This is a genomic window from Haliscomenobacter sp. (assembly GCF_033763495.1).
GTDB lineage: Bacteria > Bacteroidota > Bacteroidia > Chitinophagales > Saprospiraceae > Haliscomenobacter.
The window spans coordinates 1-12,338 of sequence record NZ_JANRKL010000199.1 but is presented as its reverse complement, the minus strand read 5'-3'; the positions used below and the strand labels follow the sequence as shown (position 1 = coordinate 12,338).

The following is a 12,338-nucleotide window of genomic DNA, read 5'->3' as shown; positions in this document are numbered from 1 at the left end:
TCGCCTTTAAGTTTAGCTGATTTGATTGAGTGTGTTTTTTTGACTTCACTTCCATTGCTTCACTTAGTGGCTTTACATCATCAAAATCAGTTGTTTTTGTTTTTCATCCATAATTATTTCATTCCTTTATTTTTTTCAAATGAACATTTTTGTTGCAAAACTCAATTTCGGGACATCTAGTGAAGACCTGAGAGAAGCATTCGAAGCTTTTGGGGAAGTCGATTCCGCAAAAGTTATCATGGACCACGACACCGGCAAATCCAGAGGCTTTGGCTTCGTTGAAATGCCCAACGACGATGAGGCGCAAGCCGCTATTGATGCATTGAATGAAACTGACTTTGACGGAAACACGATAGTAGTTAAGAAAGCTGAACCACGTGAAGGTGGTGGCGGCGGTAGAGGCGGCTTTGGCGGCGGCGGCGGCAATCGCGGTGGCGGTGGTTACGGCGGCGGCGGCGGCAATCGCGGTGGCGGTGGCTACGGCGGCGGTGGTGGCAATCGCGGTGGCGGTGGCTACGGCGGCGGCGGTGGTTATGGCGGCGGCGGCGGTGGCAATCGCGGTGGCGGTGGCTACGGCGGCGGTGGCAACCGTGGTGGCGGTTACGGCGGTGGTCGTGACGGTGGCTACGGTGGTGGTCGCGACGGTGGCGGTTACCGTGACAAAGGCGGCAGCGGCGGTGGCTATGGCGGCGGTTACGGTGGCGGTGGTTACCGTGACAACAAGCGCGATGACTATGGTTCCAACGACCGTTACAAAGACGAAGACGATCGCTATTAATCGATCAACACTACTCGTGTAAGGATAAAAAATGCGGGCATCTCTGTAAAAAGAGGTGCCCTTGTTTTATTTTAGTACAATCCTGTTCCTATAAACCCTGAAAGAAAACCGTTTTGGTATGAAATTTCCCTATTTCGACAAATTTTGGAAGTGGTTCTCTCGAAACCTCAGCAGTATCCAGGAACGAAAAATCCGAATGTCTTTTCATCGATTTTTTGATTGGGTAATCATATTTGCGAAATTGTTGGGTCTGATCCTTGTTGTGGTGTTAATCCGCAACATCAGCATAGAAATGGGCAAGGATGCCTACTCCATTCAAACCTTTCACGTACCTAAGCACTTAGAGGAATCTGGCTTCAACGGATTGGTGCTCGCCCAAGAAATAATGGACGAAGTGGCAGCAATCAAATCGGATGCTGGAAGCATAAAAAATGATTCGGTTAAATTTGACGCGGCGCTAAAACCAGAAATGGACCTAAGTGTGATGGGTGTAGGGTTTTCTACTCAAACCATCTTGTATTACGCCAAACAATTATTGGGCAAAAAGGACCGTACCGTCAGTGGTGAATTAACCACGCTGGGCCAAAACATGACGCTTACCCTTCGCTTTAGTGATGCCAATAAAATAGAAGTTCACAATTTTGAAGATTCTCTGGCCATCGATAAACGGGTGGACAAATTGCTCAAAGAAGCTGCTGAAAAGGTTTTAAGATGGTCGGATCCCTATATCCTGGCTGTATATTACTACCATCAGGGGCGATTTGAAGATGCCATGGAATGTGCCCGAGGAATCTTGAAAGAACGCCCTAAAGAAGCTTGCTGGGCTTACCTTGCCTGGGGCAGTATTTTGGTCAGGCAACAAAACCTGGTAGGCGGGATTGAGAAATTTGAAAAAGCCCTGGAATTAAAACCTGATCTTGAACCAGCATTGATCAATCTTGCCTGGATGTATTTTCAACAAGCTAAATATCAGCAAGCCTTAATCAATTTTGAAAAGCTCCTGGCCGTTTCCGAAAAAAATACTACCCGCTCATCGGCACTGAGTGGCATTGCACAAAGTAATCTGCGACTCAAAAGATACGATAAAGCCGAACGAGCATACCAGCAGGGGCTCAAGGAATTCCCCCAGGATATCTACCTCTATGGAAATTATGCCGACTTTAAAGTCCAGATCAGACGCGATACTGCCGGAGCATTGGCCTTGTATCGGCAAGGGCGTGCACAAGCACCGGAAACTGCAGTTGGTTTTCTTTTTCAATCGGCTAGTTTGTACTATGAAAATAGAGTAGACAGTGCAATCAAAATGATTTACAAAGCTTTGGAATACGATCCAAATAATATCGATGCCTTAAACCAGGTCGTTCAGGTAGAATTTAGGAAGAGGGATTATCCCCAATGTTTGAAAATTGCCAGAAAAATCTGCAACCTGGTAGCAGGAAATGCCCAGGGTAGCCAGGAATCAAAGTTCAGGTTGCAAAACATGTACAACTACATGGCGATGGCACACTACAGCCAAAACCAATACGATTCAGCAGTTTATTACGCCAAATACTCTATTGCTGTGGACACCAATATCGCCTATCCCTACACTTCACTGGCGGAGTCATATGCCTTTCTTGGGCAAAAAGAGAAATTTTACCAGAATGTGCGCAAAGCAATAGAAAAGGGTTTTGAGTACACTCCCGATATGGTGGACCAGGAACCTTACACCCGGTTTAAAAATGACGCCAGGTTTCAAAAAATAGCCAATTATAAACCACTCAAAAATTGAGGCTTACCCAATCGGAAATAATTTTGTTTAGAAAAGTTTAAAATTATTTGTTTTTTAAAACTTTTAATTTTATCTTTGTTGTGTTGCCAACAAGGACAGAGGGACAGTTCCTACTCTTGAATTGTTGAATGTTTTACCCGTTAAAAAATTACCATCATGGGCGCATCACAACCAAAATACCATACCAACTACTCCAATGAAAACGGGCCGCACCGTAATGGACGTCCCTCTGCTGGAATTGCAACGCATAATCATCCCGATGAAAATTATCCTAACCTGATCGACCTGGTTCGGCAAACCTGGATGGGGATTGGGAAACTTTACGTAGCTGGAAAATACCTGGTACACTCCATTAAGCATAATTTGTTTGAAAAACCAAGGGTGCCTTATTTTAAACTGGGCATTTTGGCAGTTGCTATGTTTTTGGTTTTTAAAGAAGATCTAAGGTTTACATTAAACCTCAAATTGCCATCCTGGTTGATTGGGCAATCTAGTCAAAATGCTGATCAAGCTGGTGTAGCCCAATTTGGCATGGCTCAATCCATTGCTTTGCCCACAAAGCCAGGCGGCACGGAAACAGCCCGAACATCCAACCCGCAGGAAGCTCAAATTGATGCCTACATCAAACGCTTTCGCCGGGTCGCTGTTATGGAAATGCAACAATTTGGCGTGCCTGCCAGCATCAAAATGGCTCAAGCTTTGTTAGAGAGCCAAGCTGGTACTCTTAACGATGCAGTTGTAAGCAACAACCATTTTGGTATTCCTTTGCGCAATACCCCAGTTGCAACTGCCTGGGAAAGTTGGAGGGCACATAGCCTTTACCTACGGAATGAACATCCTGAATTGTTCAAGTATGGAACCAATTTCAAACGTTGGGCTAAAGCCTTGGAAAAAATGGGTTACAACCCAATGGATGATTATGCTCAACACCTGGTTCAAATCATCGAACACTACCAACTGGATAAGTTGGACACCATGGGAGCAGAGCAATAACTTGATGAAATTGCATGGTGCCGATTGAATTATTCAAACCCCTAAATAGCTGTTTGGTTGAAAATGAACAGCTTCACAATTTGTCTTTCCTATCTTGCTTTCCTTATATCTAAGTGGTTTTCTCATGAATGATGGGCCGTTCCATTTGAGGACGGCCCTTTTTTGCCTGAGAAATGGTTCGAAATCCTCGTTTTAACCATTCATTATTTTTTGCTTCAACTCCTTTCGTCGACTCACTCCTGCCATCGGGCATTTTTTTCCTTTTTTATCCAACACTTCTACTCCATCTGCCATTAAAAGGGTGTACTAGGGAAAATGTAAGCGTAATTTTGTCCCTAAGTCTATCAAATCACAACCATGAAGTATTCTATCCTTTTTCTATTTGCAAGCTTTTCCACTTGTTTTTTATTCGCCCAAAATTCAGGTAACAAACCAGAGGGTAAATCTTCCATCAAAGGCAAGATTTCAGGATTGGTAATTGATTCAGTCAGTCGCCAACCGGTTGAGTTTGCCACGGTAATGTTACTTGAAACATCATCAAAAAACCAGATTGATGGTTTGACAACAAATGAAAAAGGAGAATTCAAATTCAGCGAAATAGCCATGGGGAAATACCAATTGGTGTTTTCTTTTATTGGGTACAAAAATAAAACTGCAAGTATTACTCTAAGCCCTGAGAAACCAGACTTTAACCTGACCAGCATCAACTTGATTCCTGATAGTTATGTCCTGGAAGGAGTTGAAATTGTTGGTCAAGCTTCCATAGTTGAAAACAAAATAGATAAGTTGGTTTATAATGCTGAAAAGGATGTATCCACTTCGGGAGGAGATGCAGCTGATGTTTTGTCCAGAGTTCCTATGCTTTCTGTGGATGTGAATGGTGGGGTAAGCTTGAGAGGCTCCAGCAACATTCAAATTCTAATCAACGGACGGCCTTCAGCGATTTTTTCAGGTGGCGTTGCTGAGGCCCTTAAATCCATTCCAGCGGAGCAAATCAAAAGTATTGAGGTCATTACCAGCCCTTCGGCGCGTTATGATGGTGAGGGCAGCGCAGGCATTATCAACATCATCACCCGGAAAAAAGCACCTCAGGGCTTTACGGGGAATGTTTCTGCCTCCACCGGAACACGATTTAACAACGGAAATCTGGGCTTGAATTATGCTAAAGGTCGTTTTGGCCTCAGTTTCAGCGGAGGTTTTCGGAGCAACCCCAGCCGACCCTCTATCAGTGAATTTGAACGGCTTGATTTTCTGGACACAGGAGTGCGCACCCTTACTCAAAATGGTGGAGGTGATGGTACCAGCTTTGGTGGCCGTGGCAACCTCGAACTGAGTTACGACATCAATGCTTACAATCGCGTTTCTTCTAATGTCAATTTTGGTGGTAGAGGCCGGGAAAGTACCAATTTTACAGATGCTTTATTTATTGATCCAGCAGTAAATCTTCGTCAGGAATATACCCGGGAATCTTTTGGGGACAATAGGAGCAATGGTCTGGATTGGAGCTTTGACTACCGCCGTACTTTTTTAAAACCCGGAAAGGAATTGGCCTTTGCCGTTCAATTGGAAAACGATAAGGATCGGGTGGGTAATTTGGTGCAACAATCCGGAAATGATTCCACCCTTTATCGCAATGAAAGCAATGGCAATCGCTCCCGCAATGGCGAAACCCTGCTGCAATTGGACTATACCCATCCTTTCGGCGAAAAAGTGAAATTTGAAACCGGTGTAAAAGGAGTCTTTGGAATCATTAAAAGTGACTTTGATTACCGCAATTTTGATGCAAATTCCCAAACCTTCATCTTGGATGAATTGCGCTCGGATCAATTTGATTACTTGCAGGATGTTTTTGCAGGTTATGCTTCTTTTAACATAGAACTTACTGAAAAGTGGGGACTTTTGGCAGGGGCCCGTTATGAAGGCACAGGAATCAGCGGAGACTATGACAACACTGAGCGCCAACCATTTTCTTCCAGTTATGGTAACTTACTACCCAGTGCCACCCTGAACTACAAATTCAGCGAACTCAGCGGAATCAAATTTAGCTACGGACAACGGATACAGCGTCCGGATGAAGACTTCGTTAATCCTTACATTGCCGTAAGTGACCCTCGCGATATCACAGTTGGTAATCCCTTGCTTTTGCCTGAAGTAACCAATCAATACGAATTGACTTTTAATCAATCGGGAAAAGGATTCAGTATGAATTTTGGCACCTTTTTTCGGGCTACTCGTGACATCATTGAACCCATCTTGAGTATCATTGATGATGGGGTGAGTTTGACTACCTACCAGAACATTGGCAAAAGCTCCACTTTTGGTGGCAACCTTTTTGCCTCAGTTACGTTAAAGGACAAGCTACAACTAAGAGGAAATGCAACGGTCATTTATTATAGTGGCGAAGGTGTTGTTAATGGAATACGCCTGACCAATTCAGGTGCCTATTGGAACGGGAACATGAACCTGAGTTACACTTTTTCCAAAACCTTCCGCGCGGAGATAAATGGCTTTTATTCGGCTCCAAGGGTGAGTTTACAAGGTTCACGCTCGGCATATGCCCGGAGTTCTTTTGCAGTGCGCAAAGACATTTGGAAAAAGAAAGCCTCGATTGGAATCGTAGCTGTTCAACCCTTTGCGAAATATCTGAAATTCCCCAATCGGTTGAGCGGGGCCAATTTCGAGCAATTCAGCCAAAACGCAATTGCCCAACGTTCTTATGGAATCAGTTTTAGTTACCGCTTTGGCAAATTGGATTTCAAAGAGCGCAGAGAAGGAGACCGAGGCGACGATCAGCGGGATGGCAATGGTGAATTTTAATGCAATAATTCCAATATAACCAATTATCTACTAAACCGTGTTTACACGGATCGAAGCATGAAAAAGTCTATTTTTACCCTACTGTTGATCATTGGGGGGCAATTATTGTACGCCCAACAACCTGCTGCTAAATCCGCGCAGGACACGACCAAAAAGCCCAATCAAACCTGGTCTGGAGCAAAACCCAATGCTGGGCCACCTCAAGGTCAAATGCCAGGAGGAGCTGGCCCTGGTGCTGGATGGCAAAGTCAAAGTGCCGGGATTACCGGACGTATCTCTGGCATTCTGATCGACTCAAGTTCCCGCCAACCCGTGGAGTTTGCCACTGTAGTGCTCATCAATGCCCAAACCCAAAAACAAATTGACGGTGTGGTTACGGATGAGAAAGGTGCATTCAAATTCCCGGAGGTGGTATTGGGTAAATACGACCTGGGTATCTCCTTTATCGGTTACCGCAACAAAAGCATCAAAGGCATCACCTTGACCCCACAAAAGCCAGACTACAATACAGGAAATTTTGCCCTGGCTGCCGAAAGTGTCAATCTTGCCACTGTTGAAGTAGTGGGTCAACAAGCGGTGATGGAAAACAAAATTGATAAGTTTGTTTACAACGCCGACAAAGACATTACGACCAGCATTGGTGATGCATCTGAAGTCCTGCAACGTGTTCCCTTATTGGCTGTGGACGGTGATGGTAACCTGTCCCTGCGGGGCTCAAGCAACGTACAAATTCTGATCAATGGCAAACCTTCGGCCCTGTTTTCGAGTGGTAATGTTGGTGATGCTTTAAAATCCATTCCAGCTGATCAAATCAAAAGTGTTGAAGTGATCACCAACCCCTCCGCCAAATACGATGGTGAAGGCAGCGCTGGTATCATCAACATCATTACCAAGAAAAAATCGGCAGAAGGTTTCACCGGAACCATCTCCGCTTCGGGGGGAACTCGCTCCAACAACGCCAATCTTTCTTTGAATTACCAAAGGGGCCGGTTTGGCTTGAATTTTACTGGAGGCAGTTTTTATACGCCGCCCCGACCTTCCTCCTCTACCTTTTTACGGGAGGATTTCCTCAGCACTGGAACACACACCCTGGATCAGCAAACCAACGGCAACAGCAGTTATTACGGTCCACGGGGCACCTTGGGGATGAATTACGAATTCAATGCCTACAACAGCATCAATTCTGCTTTGACCTTTAATGGTTTTGGACAGGTTCAGGACAATACCACTGAGGCCCTTTTCCTCGATCCATCCACGGGGTTCCGGCAGGAATACACCCGGGTATCTGAAGCGAATTCCCTACGTGGAGGTTTTGACTGGAACTCAGATTACCGGCGTACCTTTAAAACACCGGAACAGGAACTGGTTTTTTCCTTTCAATTGACGGGCCAAAACAGTTTCACCAAGAACAGCCTGAATCAATCAGGTAACGACCCAAGTTTGTTGCGCGATGAAAAAAACGACAACCGGGGCATCAACTTGGAATCTACTTTGCAATTGGATTACACCCATCCATTTAGCAAGAAAGTGAAATTGGAAACGGGCCTGAAAGGGGTTATGCGCGACATTGACAGCGACTTTTCCTACAGCAAATTGGATCAGAGCAGCCAGCAATACCTGAAGGATCCGCAGCGCTCCGACCTGTTTTTGTACGATCAAAATGTATTGGCCGCCTACGCTTCCTTCAACGTTAAGTTGGGCGAAAAATGGGGGCTTATCGCAGGTACCCGTTACGAGCACACGGACATTGCTGGCAAATACCGGAATGCCGAAAGGGTCCCCTTTAGTTCAGATTACGACAACTTTTTGCCCAGTGTAATCTTGAGTCACAACCTAAAAAAACCAGGTTCTTCGATCAAGCTGGCATACGCCAACCGCATTCAACGTCCAAGTTTACGCTTTGTCAATCCTTACATCGAGTTGACCGACCCACGTGACATCACAGTGGGTACCCCACTGCTGTTCCCAGAACAAACCGACCAACTGGAACTGAACTACAATACCTTCCTGAAAGGTGGTACGGTCATCAATGCAGGTATTTTCACCCGTTTCACCAATGCCATCATCGAACCCTTTACCATCGTCATCAACGATGCCGACAACATTCCGGCTGAACAGTCCGCTTTGATCAACAGCATCAAACCCTTCCTCGGCCAAATCGACGATGGCATCAGCATCACGACCTATCAGAACATTGGGAAAAGCACCACGATTGGCTTTAACGTCTTTTCCTCGGTGACCATCAAAAAAATTCAACTGCGCGGTGGAGCAACCGTTTCGCACTACACAGGTGAAGGCCTCTTGGGTGGCGAGCGCGTCAGCAACTCAGGTGTGGTTTGGAATGGCAACCTCAACTTCAACTGGACCATGTCCAAAACGCTACGTTTTGAAGCCAACGGATTTTACCTCTCTCCACGGGTAGGCATCCAGGGTGTGCGTTCTGCTTACACGCGGAGTACTTTTGGCATACGCAAAGAGATTTGGAAGAAAAAAGGCAGCATCGGGATCGTAGCGGTACAGCCATTCAAGCGGGATGTTACTTTCCCAACTCGATTAGAGAGTGCTACTTTCCGCCAAACCAGCTCCTACTCCTTTGCGCAACGCTCCTATGGCTTGTCCTTCAGCTACCGATTTGGCAAACTGGACTTCAACAAGCCACCTAAAACCCGCAACTCCAAGATCAAGAATGATGACTTGAAGGACGGAGGGGAGAGTAATGGATTTTGACGAATGACGAATTTTTCGAATGACGAATGACGAATTGGGCACGTCGCCTTCAAGTTTTGTAGGTTGGTAAAAACAAATGGAACTCCAATCTCAAGCTTTCTGAAACCTCAGGCGCATCCATCCTATTCGTCATTCGTTATTCGAAAAATTCGTCATTTCAATACAGTTTCGTGAAACTCATCCCGCCACCATTCGTTTCAATAGCAAAAGCAGCTAAAGCTGGGACACCCCACTCTTTTCTGTGCTGATCTACAAGTTCCAATTCCGCCTTGCTTAACTTATCAATGGGGGCGATGCAATGATAAAAATAAGGAGTCTCCTTTTTGAACCACGCCAAGTACTGATCATACATCCACGCGTATACTTCAGGTTTGAGCTCCCCTTTTTTTACTGCATCTTGCCATAAAGTCCAATACGCTTCGTTTTTAGGAAGGCGTGCGTTGTGATGGATAATGATTTCAGCCTGGTGCGCTGCGGCGAGGCCAACAATTTGCTCCGATGGAAAACCATATTTGTCAATTAATTTGAGCAAAGCAGCAAAATTCAAACTATCTGAATACATTGCTGATTCCTGATGCTTTCCATCTTTTCTTAGCATATCCTGATCAATGTGGTACAGGCTATCCAACTGATGAGCGTAAATGGCATTTATTTGAACCTTAACCAGCGAAGCATCTTCGGATGTCAATTGTTGATAAGCAGGGGTCGCTGCAAATTCATCCTGAAATCTAGCTCCTTTAATCTGGACGTAGGTCCAGCCTCCTTGCATAATCGATTTTTCAAGGTATGCAGTCGCTTTTTTGTATTGGTTTAAATGCGATTGGGCAATAGCCGCTGCTGTGTAAGTTTCACAATGTACATACTTGACCAGCTTCATCGCCTTTTCATATTGATCGGCTGCTTCCGGGTATTTTTTGTGGTACAAGAGTTTATTGCCCTCATTGACCAGGGTGTAATAGGGAATGTAATTTTGGCCTTGAATGAAGCCCACAAACAAACTAAAAATAAGCACAAACAGTGTTTTCATAAGGAATATAGTTTTGATGAAATATTCTATGGTTCCATTTATCTCTTCTTATACAAGATCGCTCGCCCCAATTCGGTAGTAGAAACTTTGGTGTAAGCCTGATTTAACTGTTCCATAATTTCCAAAGTATACGGATGTTGGGCATATTCTGGCCTGGGGCTCAACAACAATACATAATCAATCTCCTGCCCCTGCGTACGTCGCTTGAAGCTGAGTATATCTGCACGCGGTGGGCGATGGTCAAAATTAATGCCATCTTTATCCGTCTGGGTGTACATGTTGGTTTCCCAATGGGCAACGGTGGGGAAATACCAAAAATTGGCCTCGTAATTGTCTGAAATAATCAGGCTACTCTGTGCGCCGAGGTAACAGTCAACGTGGGTGAAAAGCCAAATTTTGTCAGCGATTTTATTGCCCTCCGGCGTATGCCCATCCCAATCGTAGTTCAACACCAAAATGCGCGACCGTTCGGGAATCTGATACCTTAAGGAGTACACCTCTTCTGCATAATCCGATGCTGTTCGGTGAATGGGGAGTCGTACCCACAATAATGCAGCCATTATCAAGACTGCAAACCCCATACTGAATTGTTTTACCCATTGCGGAAAGGAAACCGTTGCCATACAGAGGAGCAAAGCGAGAAAAGGAATCATCACCATCCGCAAGGGCACTTCCAATCCACCCGACAGACTCGAAGGAGGATTCATTATTACGCCAAAAGCCAGAACCACAAAAATCAACAAACCATCCGCCTCCAACCAACGCCGTTCCTTCCAACGCAGCCATAGCGCGTAGCCGAACAACAACAAGCAGAAAATACTGATGGGCATCACCAGTGGCGCTTCCTGTCGACTCAGGTTAATCAGTGCGGTCATCCGCAGGAGGTTGCCCCACACATTGCTGGTAGCTGGGCTGGCCTCCGACAACCAATCACGTTTGAGGATAAAATGGGCAAACAAAATCAAACCCGGCAAGGCCACCACCAAGGTTTTGCTACCCTGTTGGAGCAGGTTTTTCCATGCTTCAAGGATCGTGTGCTGTTTGGATTCGTAGAAAAACTGCCCCAAAGCCAACGCTACAATGTTTAGACCAGTAAAAAACAGCCCAATCGGGTGGGCCAGATAGAGTGCAAAAAACCACAACGCCAGGGCCAATATCGATAAATAATTCGTCGAACGCCGCCATTTCCACCAATACCCCAGCACCCAAAACCATAGCGCCAGGCTCAGGGAGTTATTTAAAAAGCCCATCATCACAATATGACTCCAGGCAAACAAAACCCCCAGGGCGCTCAAAAAAACGGCCTCGGGATTGATCTGCCGACACAAAAAGCGAAAACCACCCGCAAAAAGCAAAATGTACAAACTGAAAAATACTTTTTCGGCAACCGGAGCAGGGAAAATCATCAATAGCGGCACTTGTATCAAATTGCTCAACCAGTTGGGGTCCAGATTGGGGTTAAGAAAATAAAAGGGTTTGTAAAAATCCAGCGCATCACCCCGGTACCAATCGAGCAGGATTTTGGAATTGTACAAATGGCATGGCCCGTCGCCCGTGACAAAAAAAGTGACTGACCAAATGGGGAGTAGGGCCAGGACCAGGAGGATCGTGAAGAAGATGGGTTCGTAGGGTGGTTTTTTCATGGCAATTTTGACGGTGGAAGTCATAATATAGGTTCGAACAAACAATGCATATCCAAAACATTATCCACAATACCCAAGCTATGCTCATCGGGCACCAGTGGGAAGGTAGTCAATAAAGTAAAAAACAACTGTTTGGTACTCCCCGTAGCCGACTTAAAAATGGCCTTCTTCAGGAGAATTTCTTCCGACAGTTCTTTGTTTAAAACGAAAGGGGACTGATAAAATTTGATTTCGAAAAGATTAATGGCCTGATCGTTGCGATCAATCAGGAGATCGAGTTGAATTCCTCGACCAAAATCACTCTTTTTTAAATAAAATGCCGAAGCTTCGGTATAAATTCCGCTGATGCCTAGTGCTTTTTTGATGGCAGGAATGTGTTTTAGGCAAATACTTTCATAGGCATAGCCACTCCAACTTTTCCAGGCTTGGGTTTGGGCCAATCGTTCCCAGGTTCCAGCTCCTTCACCCCGTTTGTCTTCAATAAACTGGAGATAAAAAAGGGAATACTCATCCGTTAAGCGATACCGCAACTCTTTTTTCTTTTTGCCAAAAGCATAAAAAGCCATGATGAAGCCAGAATTG

Annotated in this window: 7 protein-coding genes and 1 pseudogene; 5 read left to right on the top strand and 3 right to left on the bottom strand. The window is 45.2% G+C overall.

Annotation, left to right across the window (positions count from 1 at the left end):
• The first annotated feature begins 139 nt into the window (after positions 1-139).
• The 5 genes from SFV55_RS23065 (at position 140) to SFV55_RS23045 (ending at position 9,086) form a co-directional block, all read left to right on the top strand.
• Positions 140-778 carry an RNA-binding protein gene (locus SFV55_RS23065; RefSeq protein ID WP_320031921.1) on the top strand — a complete coding sequence of 213 codons (639 nt, stop codon included), beginning with the start codon at positions 140-142 and terminating at the stop codon, positions 776-778.
• A 118-nt stretch (positions 779-896) separates the two neighbouring features.
• Positions 897-2,549 carry a tetratricopeptide repeat protein gene (locus SFV55_RS23060; RefSeq protein ID WP_320031920.1) on the top strand — a complete coding sequence of 551 codons (1,653 nt, stop codon included), beginning with the start codon at positions 897-899 and terminating at the stop codon, positions 2,547-2,549.
• A 156-nt stretch (positions 2,550-2,705) separates the two neighbouring features.
• Complete coding sequence (locus SFV55_RS23055; protein WP_320031919.1) at positions 2,706-3,542, top strand: glucosaminidase domain-containing protein; 837 nt, start codon at positions 2,706-2,708, stop codon at positions 3,540-3,542.
• Positions 3,543-3,899: 357 nt separating this feature from the next.
• Positions 3,900-6,359 (top strand): TonB-dependent receptor domain-containing protein, encoded by a 2,460-nt coding sequence (locus tag SFV55_RS23050; protein ID WP_320031918.1) that lies wholly within the window; start codon positions 3,900-3,902, stop codon positions 6,357-6,359.
• A 57-nt stretch (positions 6,360-6,416) separates the two neighbouring features.
• The gene (locus SFV55_RS23045) at positions 6,417-9,086 is read left to right on the top strand and encodes a TonB-dependent receptor domain-containing protein (RefSeq protein WP_320031917.1); all 2,670 of its coding nucleotides are present in this window, start codon (positions 6,417-6,419) and stop codon (positions 9,084-9,086) included.
• A 157-nt stretch (positions 9,087-9,243) separates the two neighbouring features.
• On the opposite strand, the gene SFV55_RS23040 is transcribed toward SFV55_RS23045, so the two are convergent.
• The 3 genes and pseudogenes from SFV55_RS23040 to SFV55_RS23030 all read right to left on the bottom strand — a co-directional run.
• A complete protein-coding gene (locus tag SFV55_RS23040; protein WP_320031916.1) occupies positions 9,244-10,113 on the bottom strand; it encodes a hypothetical protein in 870 nt (289 codons plus the stop codon).
• A 38-nt stretch (positions 10,114-10,151) separates the two neighbouring features.
• On the bottom strand, positions 10,152-11,756 hold the full coding sequence (locus SFV55_RS23035; RefSeq protein WP_320031915.1) for a hypothetical protein: 1,605 nt from the start codon (positions 11,754-11,756) through the stop codon (positions 10,152-10,154).
• A gap of 20 nt (positions 11,757-11,776) precedes the next feature.
• Positions 11,777-12,338, bottom strand: a pseudogene (locus SFV55_RS23030) (ATP-binding protein); the annotation flags it as partial.